We start from the raw sequence: 26,033 nt of genomic DNA on the forward strand, positions 1-26,033 counted from the left end.
GCTCATTAATAGAACGTTTGCCGACGAGCGATAATCGACATTCTGCAACCGGCTTCCGGTCGCGGCGATATCCATCCTCGCATCATCGTGCCGGCATTCAGACGTAGCCGGCCTGGCGCAACCCGATCGTGCCGTGCTTGCCGATGACGAAATGCTCGTGCATGGCGATGTGGAACACCCTCAGCGCTTCCATGATGTCGCGGGTCATCGAGATGTCCTGCTTGGACGGTGTCGGATCGCCGCTGGGATGGTTGTGGGCGATGATGAGCGCGGACGCGCCCGTTTCCAGCGCGCGGCGGACGATCTCGCGCGGATAGAGCGGCACATGGTCGACCGTGCCCGTATGCATGACCTCGTCGCGGATGAGGCCGTTCTTGCGATCGAGGAACAGGACGCGCAGGACCTCCACCATTTCGAAGCGCATTGCCGCACCGAGATAGTCGATCACCGCATCGAAGCTGGAAATGTTGATGCGCTCCTGCAGCGGCTCCTTGAGAACGCAGCGCATGCCCTTGTGGATGGCCTTGAGGGCCAGCGCCATCTGGCTTGTCATTCCGTCGACCCGCAGAAGGTCGCCGAGACTCGCGGCGAGCACGGCGCCCAGCGACTGGAAGCGGTCAAGGGCCCTGCGGGCCACCGCCCGGCTCTCGTCGACGAGTCCCGTCGCAATATACAGGTATGATTCGAGGAAATCGAGCGCCGGCGGCAGCACGTCCTCCTGTCCCAGCGCCGTGAGGTATTTCGTGTCGATCTTCATCACGTCGCTCGCCAGCGCCGCCGGAGGCATCAGATAGGTTGCGGCATCCTCGGCCAGGCCGCCAGCGTCCTGCGGCCAGTATCCGGCCTCGCCCGAAGAGTAGCATAAGGCAGAACCCGTCGGGGGCGCCGCAAGGCCATGCCAGCTCTCGTAGCACATGCCGGCGATATCCCGGCGGTCGGCCGCCAGCATGGCCTTCATGACGGGTCCTGGCTCGCGATGGAGCTCCATTTACGACTCCCAAGGCTGATCACTTTCGACAGAGAACAAGAGAGATTACCATGGAACTTTGCTGAATTTCAATTTATGATTTCTTTCATTCACGGTTTATTCAACTTTTGTAGACTATAAAGCGGGTGCGGGAATCGTTCTGCGCAATTGTCAAAGGTCATGCCGGCTTGGTAGGAGAGAGCGCGTTTCGCTGCATCGCCCTTCCCCGAATCCGAGGATTTCACGTTGATCGATCGCTACAGCCGGCCGGAGATGGCCGCGATTTTCTCGGCCGATAGCAAGCTCGCCATCTGGCTGGACGTGGAACTGCTCGTCGCGGAGGCCATGGCGGCGGCAGGCGACCTGCCCGCGGACGAGGTTGCACGCCTGCGCGAAAAGGCCGAGGCCGGGCGCGACAGGATCATCGACTCCAAGCGTATCGACGAGATCGAATCCGTCACCCGCCACGACGTCATCGCCTTTCTTACTCATGTCGAGGAAATCTGCGGCGCGGAAGCACGGCACCTGCATCTGGGCATGACCTCGTCGGACCTGCTCGACACGACGCTGGCCATTCAGCTTCGGCGCGCCGGGGCCCTGCTGCTGGCCGATCTCGAAGCTCTGCTGGCCGTCCTTGAGCGGCGCGCGCGCGAACATGCGATGACACTGACCATCGGTCGCAGCCATGGCATCCATGCCGAACCGATCACCTTCGGCCTGAAGCTCGCCACGTTCTTCGCCGAGTTCGACCGGCAGAAGGCCCGCCTTGAGACCGCCATGGACGATGTCGCCACCTGCGCAATATCCGGCGCAGTGGGAACATTCGCCAATATCGATCCCCGCGTCGAGGCGATGGTTGCCGAGAAGCTCGGTCTTCGGCCGGAGCCGGTCTCGACCCAGGTCATCCCGCGGGACAGGCACGCCGCCTTTGCGTGCGCGCTGGCACAGATCGCCGGATCGATCGAGAGGCTCTCTGTCGAAGTTCGACACTTGCAGCGCACCGAACTGCGCGAGGCCGAGGAATTCTTCCATGCGGGACAGAAGGGCAGCTCGGCGATGCCCCACAAGCGGAACCCTGTGCTTTCCGAGAACCTTACCGGATTGGCCAGGATGATACGTGCGGCAGCCATCCCCGCACTGGAGAATGTCGCCCTATGGCACGAGCGGGATATTTCGCACAGCTCGGTCGAACGGGTAATGATCCCCGATAGCTGTATTCTGACAGATTTTGCGCTTTCACGCCTGACAGGCATGATGGACAAGTTGACCATTTACCCGGAGCGCATGTTGCGCAATCTGGAGAGCACCTTCGGATTGCACAATTCCCAGCGTGTATTGCTCGCCCTCACCCGCTCCGGCCTGCCACGCCAGGCGGCCTATGCCATTGTCCAGCAGGCCGCCATGCAGGCCTGGCAGGAGGAACGGCCACTGCTCGACCTGCTGCTCGACCGCGAGGATGTGGTCGAGCGGATTGGCGAGGATGAACTGCTTGAGGCATTCGACGACGGGTATCATGTCCGCCATGTGAAGACAATCCTTGACCGAGTTCTTGGACCCGAAGGAGAAGATCCTGACAGCGAAGGTGAAGACGGCTGAACCGCGCCATCGCGCACGCTGCGCCGGCCGGCTGACCGCACTGGTTGCGCTGGCCATGTCCATGGCCACGCCCGTCCATGCAGGCATCCTCGTCGAGGGTGTGATCGAGGGAGTGCCGGTGCGTTTCGAGATGGGGGCGGACCGGACCCGGGTGATGGCCAGGATCGATGGCAAGCGTCATCTGGTCGATCTCGCCCACGACCATGTCTACGAACTCGACATGGCGGTGCCGAAGCGCATTCGCGCGGGACTGCATGACGACGGTGCCTCCTCCGCCCCCTATCGCCTCACGGAATGGAGTGCCGGACCGCCGGTCGGCGGCCATGGCAGCAAGTACAACGTGCTGCAACTCGATGAACTCGTCTGCGGGGAAGTGTTGTCGAGCCGCTGGATGCTGGATTTCCTCAAGCCGGTCATTCGCTCCGTGGAAATCATGCAGCGGCTGGCACGCAGTATCCGGCCGCGGCCGCGCGGCGAATGCGGCGCGATCCCGTTCGAGGCGTATGCCCGCAACGGATGGCCGCTCATGGCCGGCTGGAAGGACGCGACGGTCGTCCTCACCGACACCGTGCGCTTCGACTACAAGGCAGACGCCCACGAATTCGACCTGCCCCAGCGCTACCGGGACGAATGACGAACGAGCCGATGCCGGCGAAGCTCATCCGCGACGGGGTCGGACCACGGCAGTCGCCTGATTTCCCATAAATCCTTGCCGTTCAGGCGATTTATCCCGAACGGCAAGATCCTCTCCGGGCGCTTTACTGGTAGACGATCTTCGGCGACGGCCTGCCACCGTTCCCGTTGCCTGCGCGCAATTTCTCGCCGACCTTCATGGCCAGTTGCAGATAGGCCTGCGCCAGCGGGCTCTGCGGATCGCTGACGACGATCGGCGTGCCGCCATCGGATGTCTCGCGAATGGCGATGTCCAGCGGGATTCCTGCCAGGAAATCAACTTCGAACTGTTCGGCGCAGGCTTCCGCTCCACCATGCGCAAAAATCTCCGCGCGGTGACCGCATTGCGGACAGCAATAGTAGGACATGTTCTCGACAATTCCCAGGATGGGAACATCGACGCGCCGGAACATGTTGATGGCCTTCTTCGCATCGAGGAGGGCGATGTCCTGCGGCGTGGAGACGATGACCGCGCCGGCGAGCGGAACTCGCTGGGCCATGGTGAGCTGCGCATCGCCCGTACCCGGCGGCATGTCGACGATCATGACGTCGAGCTCCCCCCACGCAACGTCGCCGAGCATCTGCTGCAGCGCGCTCTGGACCATCGGACCGCGCCAGATCATCGGCGCGTCCTCATCGACGAGGAAGCCCATCGACATGATCTTGACGCCGTGGGAGACGAGCGGTTGCAGGCGGCTTCCGTCCGAGCTGGCGGGCCTGCCGCTCACGCCGGCCATGCGGGGCATGGAGGGTCCGTAGATGTCGGCATCGAGGAGGCCGACTTTCAAACCGTTGGCAGCAAGCCCCATGGCGAGATTGATGGCCGTTGTGGACTTGCCGACTCCCCCCTTGCCCGATGCGACCGCGACGATCGCCTTGCAATCCGGCACCAGCGGCGCCTGCTCCTGCGGCCGCTGCTGTTGCGGACGGGCTCCGCCCAGCGTCGGCGGAGGTCCGGCATTCTCGCGGCCTCCCGGCGCGCGCTCGGCCGTGAGCACGACCGAACACGACAGGACCCCCTCCATGGCGCGCACCGCATCTTCGGCCGACTTGCGCATCTGTTCGAGACGTTCGGCCTCCCTGGGGTCGACATCGATGGCGAATCCGACATTGCCGTTCTTGACGACGATTCCACTCACAAGTCCGAGAGTGACGATGTCGGATTGACGCACCGGATGTCGAATTGCGCGCAACACGTTCAAAATCTGGTCGTTTGTCGGCTGGGTCATGGTTGAAGCCTGTGGTAAGAGCCCGATATACGAAGGCGAGTTCGCTTTTTTGGTCGGGTTTGATGCCGCAAGCGGCCCGTCACCCGTCTATCCTGCAACGAGGTGGTATTGGAATGCCCTGGAACAATCAAGGCGGTGGAGGCTGGCAAGGCGGCGGAGGTGGCCAGGGGCCATGGGGCGGCCGTCCCGGCGGCAATGGTGGTGGCAGTGGCCAGGGACCCGGGCAGCCGCCCGATCTCGAGGAACTGATCAAGCGCAGCCAGGAGAAGGTCAGGCAGCTCTTCCCGAAGGGAACGGGTAGCGGGGGCAGCGGCATAAGCAAGAAGGCCGCCATCCTCATTGCGTTGCTGGTCGTCGCATTCTGGGGGCTTACGGGATTCTACCGCGTGCTGCCCGAGGAGCAGGGCGTGGAGCTCGTCTTCGGCAAGCTTTCCGATACCACCACGCCCGGCCTGAACTGGAACTGGCCGGCACCGATCGGTTCGGTCGAGACGCCCCAGGTGACGCGCGTCAACCGTATCGAGGTGGGCTTTCGCAACAACGGACGTACGGGCGGGAATTCCCGCGAAGTGACCAATGAAGCGCTGATGCTTACCGGCGACGAGAACATCATCGATGTCAATTTCGTCGTCCTTTGGAAGATTTCCAACGCAGCCGATTATCTCTTCAACATCCGTGATCCCGAGTCGACGGTATTCGCCGCTGCGGAAAGCGTGATGCGCGAGATCATCGGCCAGACGCCCATCGCCGAGGCCACCACCGAAGGTCGCCGTGCAATCGAGCAGAAGGCCCGCGAACAGATGCAGGTGCTGATGAACGAGTACGGTGCCGGCATTCTCATCGACGAGGTGCAGCTGCAGAAGGCCGACCCGCCGCAGGAAGTCATCGATGCGTTCCGCGATGTGCAGAGGGCACAGGCGGACCGCGAACGTGCCCAGAACGAGGCCGAAGCCTTCTCCAACGACATCATCCCGCGCGCCCGGGGCGAAGCCGAGCGGTTGCTGCAGGAGGCTCAGGCCTACGAGCAGGAAGTCGTCGCCCGTGCCAGCGGTGAGGCACAACGGTTCAAGGCGGTGCTCGATGAGTACACCAAGGCCAAGGATGTCACCGTTCGAAGAATTTATCTTGAGACCATGGAAGAAATCCTCGCCGGGATGAACAAGGTGATCATCGACAAGGACGCCGGCGACAATGGCGTCGTTCCCTACTTGCCGTTGCCGGAACTCAGGAATCGCGCTGGTCAGTCCGATCAGGCTACCCCCCGGCCCGAAGGAGCAGCGCAATGAGCAAGCCCGTCAAGATCGGCCTCGCCATCGCCGCCGCCGCCATTATCCTGATCATTCTCAATGGCGTCTTCGTCGTCCACCAGACCCAGCAGGCTCTGGTTGTCCGGTTTGGCAATCCGGTACGCCAGATCACGGAGGCCGGGCTGAACTGGAAGGTTCCGCTCATTCAGCAGGTCGAGTTCTTCGAAAAGCGCGTGCTCGACTATGACGCCGATCCCGTGGAACTCATTCTCGGTGATCAGAAGCGACTGGTTGTTGATGCCTTCACGCGATATCGCATCAACAATGCCCTGCTCTTTCGCCAGTCTGCCGGCAATGAGACCCAGTTCCGCTCCCAGCTTGAGCCGATCGTCTTTTCCGCATTGCGCAGCGTCCTCGGCGAGGTCTCGCTGTTCCAGGTACTTTCCGAAGACCGCAATGCGCTCATGGGGCGGATTCGCGACGAAGCCAATCGTGCGCTGAAACAGTTCGGCGTCGAGGTCGTCGACATCCGGATCAAGCGTGCCGATCTTCCCAAGGAGAACAGCGAGGCGATCTTCCGGCGGATGCAGACCGAACGCGAGCGTGAGGCCAAGGAGTTGCGGGCGCAGGGTGCCGAGCTTGCACAGCGCATCCGTGCTCGCGCGGATCGCGAGCGACGCGTGCTGATCGCCGAGGCCAAACGTGACGCAGATGTCACACGCGGCAAGGGAGATGCCGAAGCCGTCCGTATCTTCGCCGAGTCCTTCGGTCAGGACCTGAGCTTCTTCGACTTCTACCGGTCGATGCAGGCCTATCGCAAGGCTCTGGCCGGAGACGCCACCAGTCTCGTCATGTCGCCGGATAGTGAGTTCTTTCGTTACATCAAGGGATTGCCGGGGGAATCTGACGCGACTGGTCGCTGATCCTGCAAGGGGCGGGCACGGCTGTGCATGATCTGGGGACTGCGCTGGCACTTTTGCTAGTGGTAGAAGGTCTGTTGTGGGCATTGTTCCCTGATGGGATGAAACGGGCGATGGCCACCGCGTTGCAGCTGGATAGCCAGTTGCTCCGATGGGGTGGTCTCGTCTTTGCAACCGTCGGTGTAATGTTGGTTTGGCTCATTCGCAGTTGACGGACGCATGCGCCTTCGCGCATCGTGCCTCTCGTTCTCGCTACGGTAGAGCCAGAACCTTCATCATGCAGGCAACGGTCGTGTCGCGGGGGCGCGGCCAGTTCGAATCCTGAAAGGAGCTTTGAATGCGGTCTCGCGTGTTTGAGACGCTCATCCAGCATCGTCAGCTCGGGCGGGGACTCGGGCGCCTGGTACTGGTCGTGGCGGTACAACTCGCGTTCATTGCCAACGGGGTCTCAGGTCCGGCCGAGGCGCAGCAACTGCCCCCGGTGGCGGGCTTTGGTGACCTTGTCGACAAGGTCGGTCCCGCGGTTGTACGGATATCTGCAGGTAAACAGAACGGCGGCAACGAGGAAGTACCGATGCCGCAGTTCCCACCGGGTTCGCCTTTCGAGGAGTTCTTCAAGGACTTTTTCGAACGCGATCAACAGAACCAGCCGCAACGTCCCCGCCGGGCAATGTCGCAGGGTTCCGGCTTTGTCATTGATGCCGAGGGTTATGTCGTCACGAACAATCATGTCGTGGCCGATGCCGACGACATCACCGTCATCTTTCAGGACGAGAAGGAGTACATCGCCGAGCTGATCGGTCGAGACCCCAAGACCGATCTCGCCTTGCTCAAGATCGAAAGCGATGACGGATCGCCCTTCCCCTTCGTCGAATGGGCCGACAGCGACAGGGTTCGTGTCGGCGACTGGATGGTAGCCATCGGCAATCCGTTCGGTCTGGGCTTTTCGGTCACGGCCGGCATCGTTTCGGCGCGCGGCAGGGACATCCGCGCCGGTCCCTATGACGACTTCTTCCAGGTGGATGCGGCGATCAATCGCGGCAATTCCGGTGGTCCGAGCTTCACGCTTGAAGGCAGGGTATTCGGCGTCAATACGGCGATATTCTCCCCATCGGGCGGAAATGTCGGCATCGGCTTCGCCATTCCCTCGAACCTTGCCCGCAACATCGTCACCAACCTGAAGAACGACGGCCGGGTGGCTCGTGGCTGGCTGGGCGTGCGGATCCAGAATGTGACCCCCGACCTCGCCGAAGGTCTCGGCCTGGAGACGGTGGCGGGAGCCCTTGTGGCCAGCGTCACCGCGGATGGTCCGGCTGCAGTCGCAGGTATCGAAGCGGGCGATGTCATCCTCACGTTCGATGACAAGGCCATCGATCAGATGCGTTCCCTGCCGCGCATCGTTGCCGAGACGGAGATCGGCAAGGAAGTGAATGTCGATGTCTGGCGCCGCGGATCGCGCATGTCCGTCACGGTCACACTTGGCGAGCTGCCGGACGATGAGGACATGGCGCAGGCCGATCAGGGCAGTGGAGGTGACGACCCGGTGCCGTCACGCAACACCGCCGAAGTCACCGCCCTGGGCATCACCATCAGTGGTCTGGATGATGAACTCCGCACCCAGTACGGCATCGAGGCCGACGTCAGGGGCGTGGTCATCGTCTCGGTCGAGCCCGGCAGCTATGCGGAGGAGGAAACCCTTCAGCCCGGCGACCTCATCACCGAAGTCAATCAGGAGGAGGTATCCTCGCCTCCGGAAGTTCTGGCACGGGTCAATCAGGCCCAGAGTGAAGGCAAGAAGTCGGTGCTGCTGCTGATTAACCGGCAGGGAGATCTTCGCTTTATCGCGATCAAGATCGCCGAATGACATGATTGGGGGAGCGACGGTTCCCGCATGGCATCATCCAACGCCCGCCGGCATTCTCCCGGCGGGCGTTGTTGTCTGAACTCGTTATTGCCTCACTCAGGCGAAGGTTGACACACCGGTTTCATGCCAGGTTCCGCTCTTCGCCGATGCGAGAATTGCGTCGCAAACCCTTTGCGTTTCCAGCGCATCCCGGAATGTCGGGTGACAGGCTTCGCCACGGCCGCTTGCATCGAGAAAATCGGCCAACGCGTGGGTGAAACTGTGCTCGTAGCCTATGATCAGCCCCGGCACCCACCAGTGATCCATATAGGGATGTTCGAAATTGGTCACATGCACCTTGCGCCATCCGGTCAGCCGATCATCGACCTTCGTCCCGGTTGCCTGCGAGACATATTCAAACAATTCGAGATATTCGGGTTCATGCAGATCGAAGGCCAGCGATCCGTTCATGCCGTTCAGTTCGAAGGTCTTGAGCGCCTTGTGCCCGCGGGCGTAGCGCGTGCTCTCGAACAGGCCCAGCGAACCGTTGGCGAAACGTGCCATGACCATGGCCGCATCATCGATCTCGACGGGCTCCTTTTTACCGGTTTCCTGATGGACGCGCTCCTTGATGAAGGTTTCGGTGGTGGCCGAGACGGAAGTGACCGGACCGTTGAGCCACATGGCCGTGTCGATGTTGTGCGCCAGCAGGTCCCCGGTCACGCCCGAACCCGCAACGGAGGCATCGAGCCGCCAGAGCGCCGCGCCACCCTGCGGCACGTCCTCCGACATCGTCCAGTCTTGCAGGAATTGTGCACGATAGTGGAACGGGCGCCCGCAGAATCCCTCTTCCACCAGCAGGTGCGCCAGTGAGACCGATGGCAGCCGGCGGTAATTGTACCAGACCATGTTCGGCACACCGGCCGACTCGACGGCCGCCACCATCGCCTCGCCTTCGGCGACATTCATCGCCAGCGGCTTTTCCGTCAGGACCCACTTGCCCGCCTGCGCCGCGGCAATCGCGATGTCCTTGTGCAGATGGTTGGGCGCGCAGATATCGATCATGTCGATATCGTCACGTTCAACCAGACGGCGCCAGTCACTTTCGACCGAACCATAGCCCCACCTCCCCGCGAAGGCCTCGGCCTGTTCGATATTGCGCGCCGCAAGTGCCTTGAGCTCGATATCATAGGGTAGATCGAAGAATCTCCCCACTTGGCGATAGGCATTGGAATGTGCCTTCCCCATGAAGCCATAGCCAACCAGACCGACTCGCAATTTGTCCTTCGACATCTTGTCCCTCCCCGTTGGGTCGTTGCCGTTCTACTCTACCCACGAGCCGAGGCCACGATAAGCCCCACGACGGCGATTGGGGAAATTCGAGGGAGGATCGACATGATGGCTGAAGCCTTCATTTGCGCATACACTCGTACGCCAATTGGACGCTACGGCGGTGCCCTTGCCGGTGTGCGTGCCGACGATCTCGCCGCCGTGCCGCTGCGTACCTTGATGCGGAACCATCCGGGCATCGACTGGCAGGCGGTCGACGATGTCGTCCTTGGATGTGCCAACCAGGCCGGCGAGGACAACCGCAACGTCGCGCGCATGGCCCTGCTGCTGGCCGGCCTTCCAGCACAGGTCCCCGGCCTCACGGTCAATCGCTTGTGCGGATCGGGCATGGACGCCATCGCCGTCGCCGCCCGCGCCATTCGCGCCGGCGAGGCCGATCTCATGATGGCCGGTGGCGTCGAAAGCATGAGTCGCGCCCCGTTCGTCATGGGCAAGGCCGATGCGGCCTTTTCCCGCAACGCCGAGATCTTCGACAGCACCATCGGCTGGCGCTTCGTCAATCCGCTGATGAAGGAACAGTACGGCATCGACTCGATGCCCGGGACGGCCGAGAACATTGCCGAGGATTTCGCCATCTCCCGGAACGATCAGGACGCCTTCGCCGTCCGTTCCCAGGCCCGCGCCGAAGAAGCGCGAATGACAGGCCGCCTCGACAGGGAGATCAGTCCCGTCATCATTCCCCGCCGCAGGGGCGATCCCCTGACAGTCGATCGGGACGAGCATCCCCGTCCCGAAACCACACGGGAATCGCTGGCCGGACTCCGCACGCCCTTCCGCGATGGCGGCACCGTTACCGCGGGCAACTCATCGGGTGTCAATGACGGTGCCGCCGCCCTGATCATAGCCAGCGAGGCCGGCGTGAAGCACCACGACCTTTCCCCCATTGCCCGCATTGTCGGCACTGCTGCCGCAGGGGTACAGCCACGCGTCATGGGTATCGGCCCCGTGCCGGCCACATCCCGCCTCCTCGACCGCCTCGGCTGGTCGCTCGACAGCCTCGATGTCATCGAACTGAATGAGGCCTTCGCCAGCCAGTCGCTGGCTGTCATGCGCCAACTCGGGCTCCCCGACGACTCGGCCCGGGTCAATCCCAATGGCGGCGCCATCGCACTGGGTCATCCTCTGGGCATGTCAGGTGCCCGCATCACCGGGACAGCCGCCCTCGAACTTCAGCTCCGCAATGCCGGACGTGCGCTCGCAACCATGTGTGTCGGCGTCGGACAGGGTGTTGCGATTGCCCTCGAAGCGGCTTGAGACACGGGCTGACCTCGAGACACGGGCTGACAATGAGCGGCGTACCGGCCCCCACCCGGTCGAGATGCGTGATAAACGGATTTCCCGCCCGCCGGCAGGGCGATATTTTCCGACAGCCGTTCACCCCCAGAGCAATGCGTCATCCTCCTCGGTGTCCTGCGCCGCGGTCACTTCCGGCCGGACAGTGTTGGCATCGGCATTTTTTCGCCCCATGGCGATCAGTTCATCGAATTTCCCGATCTGCCCGTCGAACTCCACCCCCGTCTTTTCGAAACTCGACCGGCGCACCGTGGCTTCCATCGTCTGGTCAAGGGGGAGCTTCACGATGATCCGGTCACCGACGGCAAGGTCAAAGTCGTTTCGCCCCGAAGGCCTCGCCAATGCCGCGCCGAACAGCGACAGATCGACGGCATCCGTCTCGTAGCGATCCATGCCACGGCGAACCTCGACCGGCAGGAGCACGTCGATGCGCTCATATACCCGCCGGTTGCCAACGGCCGAACCACGAAGGATCTGGGTCAGGTTGTTGCGCAGGTCATGAACGGATTCCGTCATGGCCAGACAGTCCTTCTGGATGGCCTGCGCCGATTCCTCCGATACGGAAAGGGCGTCGCACGCCAGGGAAGCGCTGTCGACCACAGCATTGATAAGATCGGAAAGATTGCGCGTTTCGTCGCCAATCCTGTCGACGACACCGCGCTGCTCGTCAACGACCTCCGCAATACCGAGCGTTTGTCGGTCGACCGTACCGACCGTCCCCTCGAGTTCGTGCAACACCTCTGAGATCGACCCCGTGGAACGACGGACGGCATCGATTTTCTGTGATACCTCGCTCGACGCGGCAGCCGCCCGCCGAGCCAGGTTCTTGACTTCATCGGCCACCACAATGAAGCCCTTGCCCGCCTCACCGGCCCTTGCTGCCTCGATCGTGGCATTGATCGCCAGCATGTTAGTACGATGGGCTATCGAGCCGATCAGTTCCACGATCGTCGAGATCTCGGTGGCACTGGCAAGCAAACGGTCACGCTCGCGGGCGACCCGGGTGAGAACCTCGATCGCTGTCCTCAGGGCCTCGCGAGTGTCTTCCGTTTCGCGGTCGATGCGGGCCATGGCCGAGACCAGTTGGCCGGTCTCGCTCGACAACCCCTCGATGCTCGTCCGGCCCACATGGCTCGATTCGACGAGACCATTGCTGCGCTCGCGCATATCGCCGAATTGCATGAGCATGGCGAATGCCGACTGGCTCATTTCGTCTGCGCACAGGATCACGCTCTTGACCGAGCGGCTCATCTCCGTATCGACATTGTCCGTGAGGACATTGAGCAGCTTGCGCTGCGCCTCCGGCAGGATATCCGCAAGGCCGGAGAGCGAACTGGCATTGATTTCCTCGTCCGCAACCTCATCGCCAGTGCCGGGCGATGGATGACCCGGCATCTGCCCGCGATCATGAGGATCCCGGAGGATCGGAATGACCGAAAGGAACGATCTCGAGTACCATTCCCCGACACGGGATGATCGCAGTAGGTAGGCCATTCCCAGGGCCACCTGCATCCAGGCCACGACGATGCCGAGCATTCCGACAGGGGAAACATGCGTCGTGTCATTCCACGCCGCAATCTGGATGCCCCCTGCAAGGGCCATCAACCCACTGATGACCGTACCGGGACTCTCTATCTGTACTCGAAGAGACAAATGCTGGTATCCCGTCGCCAAGGTGACCGCCTTGAGTATATCCTGAAAACCCTAACAACGGGTTGTCAAAAACCTCAAGGTTGAATTTCTCTCATATCTTTTCACTAACTGTAGATATTCCCGGACTGTCAGAAGATGGTCACCGAATCGTTGTCGTCGTCATCCGGCAAGGCGTCTGCATCCGGCTGCATGAGGCGCTCGTCCGGATAGGATCGGGCCATCACGGCCTGCAATCGCCGGCGCAGCGCTCCCAGGTGGCAGCTGTCAACCATCGCCAGGGCAGCATCGGCCTCATCGCCGGCAGCGATCCGTCCCTCGCGATCAATCAGCGAGCGCAACGTGCCAGCGACATCCCGCAGGCAGGCGATCCGCTGGCAGGCTTCGTCATGATACTGCATGTCGCGCACCAGCCGCGCCAGTCCCCCCGTATCGGGGGCATAGCCGGTCGGATCGCCGGTAACGAGGTTGGCCCGTCCACCATGTCCTGCAAGAGTCGCGATCAGTTCGACCTGCGAGGCCAGTCCGCTGGCCTTGTCCTCGATCAGCCCGGCCAGTTCCGCCAGTTCTTCATCGAACCAGCCGAGCACGACCGAGTTCAGCCCCGGTCGGCAGGGATCGTCGGTCGCCCGCCGGCCATGGCAATCGCCATGGACCGTGGCTGCCGGGATCGTTTGATCGTCCCCTTTGCGGTCGCGCCCCTGCCTGCGATCCGTCATGCCTCAGACCCGAACCGCCTGCAGACCACCGCCCGTCAGCGAAAGGATCTTTCCGGCGATATCCTCACATGGAAGTTCTTCCATGACCGCTCCGATTTCACGGGCGACGCGTGGCATGCCATAGACCGTGCAGCTCGCCTCGCACTGGCCTATTGTCCGCGCACCCGCCTGACGCATGGCAAGCAGCCCTTTGGCTCCGTCCCCCCCCATGCCGGTCAGGATGACGCCTACGGCGTTGCCGGAGGCACATCGCGCAACGGAGTGGAACAGCACGTCGACGGACGGCCTGTGCCCGGAGACGAGGTCGCCGCGGTTCAGATGGCACAGGTAGTTGGCACCCGAGCGCGCCAGTTCGAGGTGTTGACCGCCCGGTGCCACATAGACATGCCCGGGCAGCACGCGCTCGCCGTGGGTGGCCTCGGTCACGGTCATCGCGGCCGACCTGTTGAGCCGCTCCGCAAAGCGCTTGGTGAACTCGACCGGCATGTGCTGGGTGATCATGATCGCCGCGGCGGAGGCCGGCATGGCTTCAATGATCTCGCCCAGAACCTGTACCCCACCGGTTGATGCACCTATGGCGATGATCTTTTCAGTGGAAATGTCCCGATGGGACATGGATGCTGCCGGTGCAGGCCGACGTTGGAACAATTGTCGCGTCTTCTGGTGAACGGCGACCTTCACCTTGGTGCGAATTTCTTCAGCGAGTTCCTCGATGCCCTTCGACAGCCCGAGCGCCGGCTTGGTGACGAAGTCCATCGCACCGAGTTCCAGCGCCCGCAGCGTGGCATCGGCACCCTGCTCGGTGAGGGATGAAATCATCACCACCGGCATCGGCCGCAGCCGCATGACCTTTTCGAGGAAATCGAGCCCATCCATGCGCGGCATCTCGATGTCGAGCGTCATGACGTCGGGGGAAAGGGTCTTGATCATGTCACGAGCCTGAAACGGATCTCTGGCGGCGCCGACCACCTCGATGCCCGGATCATCCCCAAGCAACTTGGTAAGCATCTGTCTCATCATCGAAGAGTCATCGACAACCAGCACTCGAACGGGCATGGAACACCTCAATCGTAAAGCTCGATATCGCCCTCGATCGGGCGCTGCCTGGCAGAACGCGCCAGATCGGCCTCCTGCCGAAACAGTTCAGGATCGGTCTTGCGTCGCAGCAGGAGCATGCGAACGCGACCGCTCACCGGGTAGTAGTGGATACGGCGGGGAATATTGCCGCCGACATGACGGGCGACGGGCCGCAGTCCTTCCTCGTCGAGATATCGGTCGACAAACTCGACGTTGCGTTGCCCTACCGGCGCACCGGCCTCGCTGTCGATCAGGTTCGAACCGCCGAAGATCTTGACCTCCAGGCGAGCCTTCGACGCACCGCGCTTGATGAGATCGTTGATCAGGACCTCCATGGCGTAATTGCCGTAGCGCATCGCCGCGTCGGTCCCTCCCCACGTACCGGTATCGCTCGCCGGCAACAGGAAGTGATTGAGCCCGCCCACCCCCGCTTCCGGGTCCCGGATGCAGGCGGCGACACACGATCCAAGCAACGTGACGATCATCTCGCCCGGATGCGCGCTGACGTAATGCCGCCCCGGCAGGACCATGACCGAAATGGCATTGAAGCGCGGGTCGAAGAACCGCTTCTGCCCGTCGTCGCGCTGCACCTGATCGATACCCGTGCGGGTCTTGAGAAGAGGGATATCGGTCTTGCGAACGCTCAATTCATCCTCCGATAGGTCGTGCGCCCGATGAGACGGAGTCCCGGATGCTGCTGCACCAGCGATTCCGAATGACCGAGATAGAGATACCCTCCCTCCGCCAGCAGATCTGTAAATTTCCCGATCAGCATCGCCTTGGTCGGTGCATCGAAATAGATCAGGACATTGCGGCAGAAAATGAAATCGAATGGACCGGTCATCGGCCAGTCGTGCATGAGATTCAGTTGCTTGCAGTGTACCAGACGGGCGACGTCCGGAGCTATCCGTCGTTCGCCGCCGGCATCGCCCCTGCCGGTCTCGACGGTGAAATCCCTGATCTCGCTGGACGTCATCGTCTTGAAGGCTTCCAGCGGATAAGTCGCCGCCCGCGCCCTGGCCAGCACGTTGGTATCGATGTCGGTGGCCAGAATCTTTGCATCGATGGCGCGCTTGTGGATACCGGTGCGAGCCAGCGTGATGGCGATCGAATAAGGCTCTTCGCCGGTCGAGCATGCCGATGACCAGATTCTCAGCCGCCGGACGGAACCGCCCTTGAGACGGCTCCCGAGTTCCCCGCGCATGTGATCGAAGTGATGGACCTCGCGGAAGAAGGAAGTCAGGTTCGTCGTGATGGCATTGAGCAGGAAGCTCAGTTCGTCATCGCCATCGGGTCCTTCCAACCGGTCAATATAGTCTCGAAAGGAGTAAAGCCCCAGAATGCGCAGCCTTTTCGACAGCCGCGTGTACACGAGCTGGCGTTTCGACGGCGCAAGGAAAATGCCGGCAATATCGTGAACCAGCTTCGCGATGTCGGTAAAATCCCTGTCCGTCAGGATGAATTCGCGAGGTGGTGCGGCAATGGCCATGGCGTCACGTGGCTCCCGTCGAGGCCGTTGCGGATCCGCCGAAACCCGGCGACGGACCCGGTTCACGCAATAACGACCGGATCAGAACTCCTGCCAGTCATTGTCACCGGCCGCCGCCGATACGGCCGGTTTCGCCTTTGCCACCGGTGCGGGCCGGCGTCCGGCCGCCGGCAGGGCAGCCCGGACCGGCTTGCGGTTCGATGGCCGGCCGACGGGCCTGGCCGGTTCCGCATCGTTCACCTTGAAGAAACCCATCATCTCGTTCAGCCGGCCGGCAAGATCGGCAAGGGCCCGGGCCGAGGCCGTGTTCTCCTCCACCAGAGCCGAGTTCTGCTGGGTCATTTCATCCATTTGCGAGACGGCACCGTTGATTTCATCGATACCGTTGGCCTGCTCGCTGCTCGCGGCCGTGATCTCGCCGACGATATCGGCGACACGGGCGACTGATGTCACGATCTCGCGCAGGGAGTCGCCGGTGTCGTTCACGAGTTTCACACCTCGGCGCACCTGTCCCGAACTATCGGAAATGAGCGCCTTGATGTCCTTCGCAGCCTGGCTTGAACGCTGGGCCAGAGTACGGACTTCGGAGGCCACCACCGCAAATCCCTTGCCTGCCTCGCCAGCCCTTGCAGCCTCGACGGCCGCGTTCAGCGCCAGAAGATTGGTCTGGAAGGCTATCTCGTCGATCACGCCGATGATGTCGGAGATCTTCTGGGAACTTTCCTCGATGTTGGCCATGGCATTCACGGCGTCCTCGACCACTTGTCCACCCTTGGCCGCCAGACTGTTGGTGTTCCCGGTCAGTTGATTGGCCTGCTGGGCATTCTCGGCATTCTGCTTCACTGTCGCGGCCATCTCCTCCATCGATGCGGCCGTCTCTTCGAGGTTGGAAGCCTGCTGTTCGGTCCGTCCGGCAAGATCCTCCGTGCCGGCGGCAATCTCGTTTACCGAGTTGTCGATCTCGCCGGTCGCATCCTTGATCGCCTGAACGATGCCCGCAAGCTGGTCGATGGAGGTGTTGGCATGTTCCTTGATCTCGCGGAAGCGGCCCTCGTACTCGGTTTCGATGCGCTTGCCGAGATCGCCCCGCGAAAGCGCTTCAAGCACCATGGCAAGATCGTCGGTGACCTGCGCGATGCGTTCGGAGAGCGCGTTCATGCTGATAGCAAGGTTCTTGTGGAAGCCCGACTTGTCCTCGGTACCGATCCGGGCACTGAAGTCACCGTTCACCGCACGCTCGACAACACCGTCGATCTCGCGCTCGACTGCAAGTTCAGCCGTCCGGTCACTCCACTCCACCACAGTACCCAGACGATTGCCGTCCTTGTCATGGATCGGACTGGCCGCAAGGCCGAACGTCCGTCCACCGACGGCGATTTGCGTCTTGTAGGTTGTGGACAGGTTTTCAAGCAGGCGCCGCTGGTGCGACGGATTCTTGTGAAACACGTCGATGCTGCGGCCAGCCAGCTTGCGTGCGTCGAAATGCGGCAGTTCGCGTCGGATATCACTCTCCGCCCGTTGCAGCATGTCCTGCAGGGTGGCGTTCAGATAAACGATATCGCAGTTCGGATCGGCAACCATGACGTTGGTCTGGCAGTTATCGAGAGCACTGGTGACGCGCACCATCTCGACCTGCAACCGCTTTTCTTCCGCTTCGCGGGCGATTTCCCTCGTGCGGTCGGACCATTCCACCACGGTGCCCAGCCGTCGCCTCTCGCCATCAAAGATGGGGCTTGCGATCAGTCCGAACGTGCGACCACCCACGACGATCTGCGCCCTGTGAACGTCATTCAACCGTTCGAGAATGTTGCGCTGATGGGTAGGATTCTTGTGGAAGATGTCGATGTTCTTTCCGATCAGATTGCGGGCATCGAAATGAGGCAGTTCCTGACGAAGGTCGGATTCCGCCTTCTGAAGCATTTCAGCCAACGTCTCATTCATGTAGGTGATGTTGAAATCCGTGTCGGCGACCATGATATTGGTCTGACAGCGATCAAGCGCCGAACGCAGGCGAATGAGCCCTTCGTCGGGTCTGGTATCGACGGGCGGCCGCCGATTCGAAGATTGTACCGTCCGCCAGCCGGTAAATACGGAACCGCCTGCGGCGAGAGCCGCCAGGACCCACAAGCTCAATGTCATGCCGCCGGCAGCGCTGTTCCAGGCCACAAGGCCGACAGCGAAACCGGCAAGGCCGGCAATAGTGACGACCCTCGCCATCATCGCGCCCTCTCCGGCATCGGTGGCGACGGATGCGCGATCGATGGAATTGGCGGTACCCGTCATGAATTTGGAGCCTTTCGCTAACGCTGGGTGCATGTTGCAGCGGGGTATCATCTGCATGGATCAGTGGCCGTCGATGACGCCGGAAACGGTGTCGTTGATCTCGCCGAGCTCGAACAGCCGACCCACATCGAGCAGGGCGACCATGCGTTCGCCAACCGTGGCCAGTCCCTTGATGTAGTCCTGCCCCACTTCATCATTGGTCTGGGGGACAGCCCGAATATCATCGTCGTTGACACTGAGGATGTCCGACACGGCATCCACCAGCATGCCGATGGTACGATCGTTGACCGCGACGATGATGACGACGTGGGTCTTGCTGGTCTCGGTGGATCCCCCGCCAAAGCGGGCCCGCAGATCGAAGATCGGCACGATCGCGCCGCGCAGGTTGAGCACGCCGCGCATGTAGTGCGGTGAATGGGGCAGCATGGTGGTTTCCGACCAGCCCTTGATCTCGCGGACGGTCATGATGTCGACGCCATATTCCTGCGAGGCGACCTGAAAGCTGATGAACTGGTGATCGAGGCTGCCCGGCTGATCCTCCGCACCGCCCTTGGGTGGCGGGATGTCGCCGGTTTTCGGCTGTGCCATCACGGCTGCATCACTCATCAATGAACCTCACTGGACTCGAGAACGAGGGACGGCCGGGCCATATTCACCGTGTCATCGGACAACCCGCGCAGCGCATCGACATCAAGGATCAGCGCGACGAGGCCATTCCCCAGGATGGTCGCTCCGGCGACACCACCGACCCGCTGGTAGTTGGTTTCGAGACTCTTGATCACCACCTGCTGCTGACCGAGCAGGTCATCGACAACGACGCCGATCGGACTGCCATCCTCCGTCTCGACCACCACGACGAGCGCCTGGCTCGGATCGGGTTCCGCATCGGCGATGCCGAAAACCCGGTAGAGGAAAACCAGCGGCAGGTAGGTGCCCCGCATCTGCATGATGGTGGTTCCGCTGGGCAGCACATGGACGTCGCCGGCCCGGGGACGAAGGCTTTCGACGATGGCCGTGATGGGCACGATGTAGCGCTCATGCCCCACGCGCACGATCATGCCGTCGAGCACGGCCAGGGTCAGTGGCAGCATCAGGGTGAAGCGCGTCCCCTTCCCCGGCATCGAGTTGATGGTGATGCGCCCGCCAAGGTCCTGGATCTTGCGCTTGACCACATCCATGCCGACTCCCCGTCCCGATACATCGGACACGGCAGCGGCTGTGGAAAAGCCGGGCGCAAATATCATGTGGTCGATCTCGTCGTTTGAAAGAACCCCATCAGGTGGCACCAGTCCCTTCAAGCGGGCCTTCTCCAGAACCCGATCACGATCGATGCCACGGCCGTCATCACTGATGGTGATCAGGATGCGGCCGCTGCGGTGCTCGGCACTCAGATGGATGGTGCCGACGGCAGGCTTGCCCGCGGCAATCCGCTCCTCCGGCCTTTCGAGGCCATGGTCCATCGAATTGCGCAGCATGTGGGTGAGCGGGTCAGCCAGTTCCTCGATGACGGTCTTGTCGACTTCGGTATGTTCGCCACTGAGTATCAGGCGAGCCTCCTTGCCCAGGCTCGCCGCCAGTTCGCGAACCAGTCGGGGCATGCGCGAGAACACCGACTTCACGGGCTGGGCACGGACCGACATCACGCTTTCCTGCAATTCCCGCGTTTGCAGAGCCAGTTCTTCGAGTCCCTGGATGAGCCCCGCATGTCGCTCCACCGACAGGTCGGACGATTGCTGCTTCAGCACGGCCTGGGTAATGACAAGCTCCCCGACCTGGTTGACGAGGCTGTCGATCCTGTCGAGCTCCACGCGGATCGAGTGACTTGCCGATGGTGCCTTGGCGGTCTTGCCGCCACCCCGTCTCGATCCCGCCTGCGGAGCGGAGGAAGAAACTCCGTTCCCGCAGGGCTGCAGCGCCGAATCATTTGCCGGATCGCCCTCGATCGACATGACGGCTTCAGCAGGATGGCCCGTCTCGCCGTCCGGATCATCTCCGGGGGTATCTTGAGGCGGATCGTCGAAGAAACCGAACCCCCGATCTTCCTCCGCCTCGCGCTCAGTCCGCCTTTCTTCAGGCAGATCGTCAAAGAACCCGAACCCCTCGTCATCGTCGTCGGCATCCGGGAGGTCGGCAGGGTCATCAAAAAAGCCGAAGCCCGCGTCTTCTCCGGTTTCGCCATCGGCCGGATGAGCCCGACGGCGTGCGCCCAGAGCCACGAGCAATTCACTCATGCCGGCAGCCTGTTCGAGCGGCAGAGGCAACTCATTGCGGATCGCATCGACGAATGAGGAAAGAACGTCGGCCGATCGCAGGAACGTGTGGATCGTGCCCTGATCCAGGCCCAGATCGCCGTTTCGAACCATGTCGAGAGTGGTCTCGAAACCGTGCGCGAAACGGACCAGATCATCGAGAGCGAACATGCCCGCTCCACCCTTGATGGAATGCACGGCACGGAACACGGCATCGATGGTGTCCCTGTCGCGCTCCCCATCGTCGAGGGCGGAAAGGCCGGTCTCGAGCTCCTCGAGAAGCTCCAAGCATTCATCCAGATAGGCCCGGCGAAACTGGTCTTCAGCGTTCATCCGCGTACCCGTCCGTCGCTCAGCCGCAGACTTTCTTCACCACCTGAATGAGCTTGTCCGGGGTGAACGGCTTGACGATCCAGCCGGTCGCGCCGGCAGCGCGGCCCTTGTCCTTCATGGACTGGTCGCTTTCCGTCGTCAGAATGAGGATGGGGGTAGACTTGTAGCTGGCCTTTGCCCGCAGATTCTGCGTCAGCGCAATACCGTCCATGCGGGGCATGTTGACGTCGGTGATGACGAGATCGACCCTCTGCCCGTCCGACATTTCCAGCGCCTGTTGTCCGTCTTCAGCCAGCACGACGTCGTATCCGCCGCCCTTCAGGGTGAAGGATACCATATCCCGCATCGTCTTGCTGTCATCAACTGCGAGAATTCGCTTAGCCATATGCGTCCGCCTCGACGTTTGTCTGCACCAGCATGAATCGTGACATGACGAACGGTTATGCACGTCATTCGTTATCAAGCGGTTAACAAATCAGCACGGCTTCGAGGGCGCCCGGTATTCCCGCGGACTGGAACAGATGAAAAATTGTCAGTTGCCACAACGGGTTCGATCTTCAAATTCCGGCTGACCGATTGCCGGAATAAAATCGGACTGACGAAAAAAGCCCCCGGTCATGGTGAACGGGGGCTTTTGCTGACGGGACCGTCGGTCCGATTGCTCGTCGTTACTCGACGATGCCGCGGATCTTGACGCTACGGCGGCGCAACAATTCCACAGTCGTCAAAAGGGCGATCGAGATCACGACCAGCAATGTCGCAACCGCCAGAATGGTGGGGCTGATCTGCTCGCGAATGCCCGCCCACATCTGCCGGGGAATGGTCCGCTGGTCGAACCCCGCCAGGAACAGCACGACCACCACTTCGTCGAAACTGGTGATGAAGGCGAACAAAGCACCGGAAATCACCCCCGGCAGGATCAGGGGCATGATGATCTTGAAGAACGTCGTCGTCGGGTCGGCACCCAGCGAAGCCGCGGCCCGGGTGAGACTGTGATCGAATCCCACCATCGTCGCGGTCACCGTGATCACCACGAACGGCGTTCCCAGCGCCGTATGCGCCAGAATGATCCCGAGATGCGTCTGCGCCAGGTGGATCTTCGAATAGAAGAAATACATGCCCGCTGCGGAAATGATCAGCGGCACGATCATCGGCGAGAGCAGGATGCCCATCATCAGGTTGCGGAACGGCATCTCGGGCCGCGACAGTCCGAGCGCGGCAACAGTTCCCAGCACGGTCGCGAGAATGGTCGCGGAAATACCGATGAATACGCTGTTCTCGATCGAGTGGATCCATTGCGGATTGTTGATGAAATCCCGATACCACCGCAACGAATAGGCTTCGGGATCAAAGGACAGCATTCCCGGTGTAAAGGTGAAATAGGGTTCGACGTTGAAGCTGAGTGGTATGATCACCAGGATGGGAGCGATCAGGAACAGGAAGATCAACCCGCAGATGATGTGAAAGGAGTAGTGCCAGATACGTTCGAGAGGGCTTGCATAAGTCGGCAATGCCATGGTCTTACCCCAGTTTCATGTTCTCGATGCCGACGATTCGGTTGTAGACGTAATAGAGCAGCAGCACACAGAAGAGCAGGATGGACCCGAGGGCGGCGGCGAGCCCCCAGTTCAACGAACTTTGCATGTGATACGCGATGAAGTTCGAGATGAGCTGCCCCGAGGTTCCCCCCACCAGCGCCGGCGTGATGTAGTAGCCGATGGCCAGGATGAACACGAGGATCGCCCCCGCCCCCACGCCCGGCAGGGTCAAGGGGGCATAGACGCGCCAGAAGGCGAGGAAACGCGGTGCCCCCAGCGACTGGGCGGCCCGCATGTACGAGGGAGAGATGGTGCGCATGACGCTGTAGAGCGGCAAGACCATGAACGGTAGCAGGATGTGGGTCATGGCGACGGTCGTGCCGAGCTGATTGTACATGAGCGCCAGGCGATTGTCGTCGCTGATGATGTTCGCCCACACGAGAAGGTCGTTCAGCACGCCCTTTTGCTGAAGCATGGCGATCCATGCCGTCGTTCGCACCAGAAGCGACGTCCAGAACGGCAGCAGGACCATGATCATCAGGAGATTCGAATATTTGAGCGGCAACGTCGCCAGCAGGTAGGCCACCGGAAAGCCGAGCAGCAACGTCAGCCCCGTGATCAGCAGGCTGATCCACAACGTTCGAAGGAACAGTGTCACATAGATTCGCTGATCCGGCGGCTGGGACACGATCTCGCCATCATCCTCCGTGCGCATGTCGATCGCGGCGAGATAATAGGAGGCCGTATAGGGGGAACTTTCGCGCTTGATCAATTTCCAGACCGAGAGATCACCCCAGTCCTTGTCGATCGCGATCAGGGCCTCCTTGTAGGGCGGCTCCAGGTTACGGGCCCGCCTCGCGGACTTCATGATCAGGCCGCGCGAACCACTGATCTCGTAATTCAGCCGCGTCGCCACCTTTCCGATCTCGCGGCTTTCCGCCCCTGTCTTGAGATCACCAGCCAGTGCCGCGAACACCTCCTCATCCGGCAGCGCATCGCCATTCCAGTCCTTCAGCGCCGCCGTGGTATTCGGCATGATCTCCATCACCTGCGGATTTTCGACACTGCGGAACAACATGTCGGCGATCGGCAGTACGAAGGAAAAGAGAATGAAGAGAAACAGCGGCAGCACAAGGGCCAATGCCATCATTCGGCGCCGGCGCATCGCCCGTGCAAGGCTGACCCTGAGGGGCGTACCGTCGACCGTACGCATCACATCGTCTGCAGGTGCTGCCGCCATTTTCTTCATCCCGTATCGAACAGTGACCGGTAAAAACGGATGATCAGCCCCGCGCGAGCCAGGAATTGAAGCGTTCGTTCAGCGAGTCCTTGTGATCAGCCCACCACTCGAAATTGGTCAGGAAACCCTGGTCGGCATATTTGGTCGGCATGTGCGGTGCCATGTCGATGCCGAGTTCGGCATGCTTGTCGACCAGCGGCAGCGAGCTCTTGCGTGCCGGGCCGTAGGAGATCCACTTGGCCTGATCGGCAAGGCGCTGGGTGTCCGTCGCGAAGCGGAGGAACTTCTTGACGTCCTCGATATGCGCACCGTCCGCGGGAATGGCCCAACCGTCGATGTCCATCGCCTGCCCGTCCCAGATCATCGCCAGCGGCTGGCCTTCCTCCTCGATCGCCGAGAAGAGGCGCCCGTTGAAGCCGGTACCGAAGACGACCTCGCCATCGGCGAGCAACTGGGCGGGAACCGCTCCCTCGGTCCACCAGATGACCTCGCTCTTGATGGTATCGAGCTTGGCAAACGCGCGATCCACGCCTTCGGGAGTGTCGAGGACATCATAGACCTCCCCTACCGGTACACCGTCGGCAATCAGCGCCCATTCGAGATTGTTGACCGGCGATTTCTGCAACGTGCGCTTGCCGGGGAATTTCTCCAGATCAAAAACATCAGCCATGGTCTTCGGCTGCTCGCCGTTCTGGAACGCATCGGTACGATAGGCAAAAGCCGTCGAGTAGATGATCTGCGGAATGAAACAGTCGGAGACCAGTGTTCCTTCGAGAAAATCTTCGGTCGGAGGTGTTCCATCAGGAGCAGGATCGAGATCGGTATCGAAGTTGACCGGCAGGAAAAGCCCCTCGTCACAGCCGGTGATGCCATCGGCGACCACGACATCGACGAGATCCCATGTCACATTGCCGGCTTCGGTCTGGGCCCGCACCTCGGCCAGGCCGCCGCTGTAGTCGACCGAGTTAAGCTGCACCTCGGGATGCTCGGCCATGTACGGTTTCTCGTAGGCATTGATCTGGCTTCGGGTGTAGGCACCGCCCCAGGAGACGACATTCAGTTCGACGTCGGCTGCCGACGCACTGGCAGCGGACAGGGCGAGGATACTCGTCGCAAGAGCCATCTTGAGGGATTTGGGGGAAGTCATCATGCCTCCTATCAGGCTTGGGGTACATCAGCCGGACCGGAAGGGAATCGATCCGGTCACGCGGATTACGCCGCATCCAGGGCGCGGCAATCCTCTATCTGCCAGCCGACCCTCGCATGCTCCCCGGGCTTGAGGTGCAGATGGCCGCTGGCATTGGGAACCTTGACGATGAATTCATCGTTGCCGCACACGCTCAGCCGCGTACGGATATGATCGCCAAGGAATATCAGCTCCTCGACCTGGGCATCGAAGATGTTGGGCATCGAGCCGTCCTGCGGGTTGATGAACACCCGCTCCGGCCTCAGGGACAGGGTCGTGCGGCTGCCCGCCCCTCCGACATTGACCGGACGCGCGCGAACGATGGAACCGGCCACTTCGGCACTGCAGACATTGTCACCGATCTCGGTGATCCGCCCCACCAGCTTGTTGTTCTCGCCGATGAACTGGGCCACGAAGGAGTTTTCGGGCTGTTCGTAGAGCTGGTCCGGCGGGGCGAGTTGCTGGATGACGCCGTCATTGAACACCGCAACCCTGTCCGACATGGTCAGTGCCTCGGACTGGTCGTGGGTGACGTAGACGACGGTGACGTCAAGGTTTTCGTGGATATGCTTGATCTCGTACTGCATCGTTTCGCGCAGCTGCTTGTCAAGCGCGCCAAGGGGCTCGTCCATGAGAACCAGCTTGGGCTCGAACACGAGAGCACGGGCCAGCGCCACGCGCTGCTGCTGACCGCCGGACAACTGGGCCGGCCGGCGTGCACCGAATGCACTGAGCTGGACCATGTCGAGCGCCCTTTTGACCCGCTCCCCGGTTTCACCGCGCGACAGCTTGCGAACCTGCAACGGGAAAGCGAGATTTTCGGCCACCGTCATATGCGGAAACAGCGCATAGTTCTGGAATACCATGCCGATGTTGCGCTTGTGCGGCGGAACGTTGTTGATCGGCTCGCCATCGAGGAAGATCTCGCCATGCGTGGCAGTTTCGAAGCCGGCGAGCATCATGAGGCACGTTGTCTTGCCCGAACCCGATGGTCCAAGCATGGTAACGAACTCACCTTGCGCTATATCAAGGTTGAGATTCTTAACGACCAGCGTCTCGCCGTCGTAGCTTTTCTGGACGTCGACGAAACGAACGAAGGAGTTCACGTCTGTTGCCATGCCGGAAACATCCAACTTGCTGGTTCTTGTCGCG

The 26,033-nt window shown here is 61.5% G+C and carries 23 protein-coding genes; 7 read left to right on the plus strand and 16 right to left on the minus strand.

From position 1 onward, the window contains the following. Positions 1–97: 97 nt before the first annotated feature. On the minus strand, positions 98–988 hold the full coding sequence (radC, locus tag H6851_18250; protein ID MCB9945548.1) for a DNA repair protein RadC: 891 nt from the start codon (positions 986–988) through the stop codon (positions 98–100). A 225-nt stretch (positions 989–1,213) separates the two neighbouring features. Here radC and H6851_18255 point away from each other — a divergent pair, with 225 nt between their 5' ends. Both H6851_18255 and H6851_18260 read left to right on the plus strand, forming a co-directional pair. Next, positions 1,214–2,563: an adenylosuccinate lyase gene (locus H6851_18255; protein MCB9945549.1), complete on the plus strand. Its 1,350-nt coding sequence runs from the start codon at positions 1,214–1,216 to the stop codon at positions 2,561–2,563. Beyond that, complete coding sequence (locus tag H6851_18260; protein MCB9945550.1) at positions 2,505–3,197, plus strand: hypothetical protein; 693 nt, start codon at positions 2,505–2,507, stop codon at positions 3,195–3,197. The genes H6851_18255 and H6851_18260 overlap by 59 nt, the downstream gene beginning before the upstream one ends. Before the next feature lie 124 nt (positions 3,198–3,321). Here H6851_18260 and apbC read toward each other — a convergent pair whose 3' ends face one another. Continuing rightward, entirely contained in the window at positions 3,322–4,464 is a 1,143-nt protein-coding gene (gene apbC, locus H6851_18265; GenBank protein ID MCB9945551.1) for an iron-sulfur cluster carrier protein ApbC, read from the minus strand. Between the two features lie 113 nt (positions 4,465–4,577). Between apbC and hflK the strand changes: the two genes are divergently transcribed. From hflK to H6851_18285, 4 genes are all read left to right on the plus strand, one after another. After that, positions 4,578–5,750 carry an FtsH protease activity modulator HflK gene (hflK, locus tag H6851_18270; protein MCB9945552.1) on the plus strand — a complete coding sequence of 391 codons (1,173 nt, stop codon included), beginning with the start codon at positions 4,578–4,580 and terminating at the stop codon, positions 5,748–5,750. Continuing rightward, on the plus strand, positions 5,747–6,634 hold the full coding sequence (hflC, locus tag H6851_18275) for a protease modulator HflC (protein MCB9945553.1): 888 nt from the start codon (positions 5,747–5,749) through the stop codon (positions 6,632–6,634). Before hflK ends, hflC begins: the two co-directional genes overlap by 4 nt. Before the next feature lie 23 nt (positions 6,635–6,657). Beyond that, positions 6,658–6,843 (plus strand): DUF2065 domain-containing protein, encoded by a 186-nt coding sequence (locus H6851_18280; protein MCB9945554.1) that lies wholly within the window; start codon positions 6,658–6,660, stop codon positions 6,841–6,843. Positions 6,844–6,968: 125 nt separating this feature from the next. Then, positions 6,969–8,495, plus strand: coding sequence for a Do family serine endopeptidase (locus H6851_18285; protein MCB9945555.1), 1,527 nt, complete (start codon positions 6,969–6,971; stop codon positions 8,493–8,495). Between the two features lie 96 nt (positions 8,496–8,591). Here H6851_18285 and H6851_18290 read toward each other — a convergent pair whose 3' ends face one another. After that, on the minus strand, positions 8,592–9,767 hold the full coding sequence (locus H6851_18290) for a Gfo/Idh/MocA family oxidoreductase (protein MCB9945556.1): 1,176 nt from the start codon (positions 9,765–9,767) through the stop codon (positions 8,592–8,594). A gap of 105 nt (positions 9,768–9,872) precedes the next feature. On the opposite strand from H6851_18290, the gene pcaF reads away from it, so the two are divergent. Then, on the plus strand, positions 9,873–11,078 hold the full coding sequence (pcaF, locus tag H6851_18295; GenBank protein MCB9945557.1) for a 3-oxoadipyl-CoA thiolase: 1,206 nt from the start codon (positions 9,873–9,875) through the stop codon (positions 11,076–11,078). Between the two features lie 120 nt (positions 11,079–11,198). Here the strand turns inward: pcaF and H6851_18300 are convergent, their stop codons facing one another. The 13 genes from H6851_18300 to H6851_18360 all read right to left on the minus strand — a co-directional run bounded on the left by H6851_18300 (position 11,199) and on the right by H6851_18360 (position 25,999). Then, complete coding sequence (locus tag H6851_18300) at positions 11,199–12,770, minus strand: methyl-accepting chemotaxis protein (protein ID MCB9945558.1); 1,572 nt, start codon at positions 12,768–12,770, stop codon at positions 11,199–11,201. A 128-nt stretch (positions 12,771–12,898) separates the two neighbouring features. Then, entirely contained in the window at positions 12,899–13,486 is a 588-nt protein-coding gene (locus tag H6851_18305) for a hypothetical protein (protein ID MCB9945559.1), read from the minus strand. Positions 13,487–13,489: 3 nt separating this feature from the next. Next, positions 13,490–14,542: a chemotaxis response regulator protein-glutamate methylesterase gene (locus tag H6851_18310; protein MCB9945560.1), complete on the minus strand. Its 1,053-nt coding sequence runs from the start codon at positions 14,540–14,542 to the stop codon at positions 13,490–13,492. 8 nt (positions 14,543–14,550) lie between these two features. Further along, entirely contained in the window at positions 14,551–15,093 is a 543-nt protein-coding gene (locus H6851_18315) for a chemoreceptor glutamine deamidase CheD (protein MCB9945561.1), read from the minus strand. 113 nt (positions 15,094–15,206) lie between these two features. Then, positions 15,207–16,052: a protein-glutamate O-methyltransferase CheR gene (locus H6851_18320; protein ID MCB9945562.1), complete on the minus strand. Its 846-nt coding sequence runs from the start codon at positions 16,050–16,052 to the stop codon at positions 15,207–15,209. 81 nt (positions 16,053–16,133) lie between these two features. Next, positions 16,134–18,335 carry a PAS domain-containing protein gene (locus tag H6851_18325; GenBank protein ID MCB9945563.1) on the minus strand — a complete coding sequence of 734 codons (2,202 nt, stop codon included), beginning with the start codon at positions 18,333–18,335 and terminating at the stop codon, positions 16,134–16,136. A 60-nt stretch (positions 18,336–18,395) separates the two neighbouring features. Continuing rightward, positions 18,396–18,941 carry a purine-binding chemotaxis protein CheW gene (locus H6851_18330; protein ID MCB9945564.1) on the minus strand — a complete coding sequence of 182 codons (546 nt, stop codon included), beginning with the start codon at positions 18,939–18,941 and terminating at the stop codon, positions 18,396–18,398. Further along, on the minus strand, positions 18,941–20,917 hold the full coding sequence (locus H6851_18335; GenBank protein MCB9945565.1) for a chemotaxis protein CheA: 1,977 nt from the start codon (positions 20,915–20,917) through the stop codon (positions 18,941–18,943). The genes H6851_18330 and H6851_18335 overlap by 1 nt, the downstream gene beginning before the upstream one ends. Positions 20,918–20,936: 19 nt before the next feature. Next, positions 20,937–21,302 (minus strand): response regulator, encoded by a 366-nt coding sequence (locus H6851_18340; protein MCB9945566.1) that lies wholly within the window; start codon positions 21,300–21,302, stop codon positions 20,937–20,939. A 283-nt stretch (positions 21,303–21,585) separates the two neighbouring features. Then, positions 21,586–22,434, minus strand: coding sequence for an ABC transporter permease (locus H6851_18345; protein ID MCB9945567.1), 849 nt, complete (start codon positions 22,432–22,434; stop codon positions 21,586–21,588). Positions 22,435–22,438: 4 nt separating this feature from the next. Continuing rightward, complete coding sequence (locus H6851_18350) at positions 22,439–23,695, minus strand: ABC transporter permease (protein ID MCB9945568.1); 1,257 nt, start codon at positions 23,693–23,695, stop codon at positions 22,439–22,441. A gap of 43 nt (positions 23,696–23,738) precedes the next feature. Further along, on the minus strand, positions 23,739–24,818 hold the full coding sequence (locus H6851_18355; GenBank protein ID MCB9945569.1) for an extracellular solute-binding protein: 1,080 nt from the start codon (positions 24,816–24,818) through the stop codon (positions 23,739–23,741). 89 nt (positions 24,819–24,907) lie between these two features. Continuing rightward, positions 24,908–25,999, minus strand: a complete 1,092-nt coding sequence (locus H6851_18360) for an ABC transporter ATP-binding protein (GenBank protein MCB9945570.1) — start codon at positions 25,997–25,999, stop codon at positions 24,908–24,910. Positions 26,000–26,033: the final 34 nt, after the last annotated feature.

The organism is Geminicoccaceae bacterium, from assembly GCA_020638465.1.
Taxonomy (GTDB): domain Bacteria; phylum Pseudomonadota; class Alphaproteobacteria; order Geminicoccales; family Geminicoccaceae; genus JAGREO01.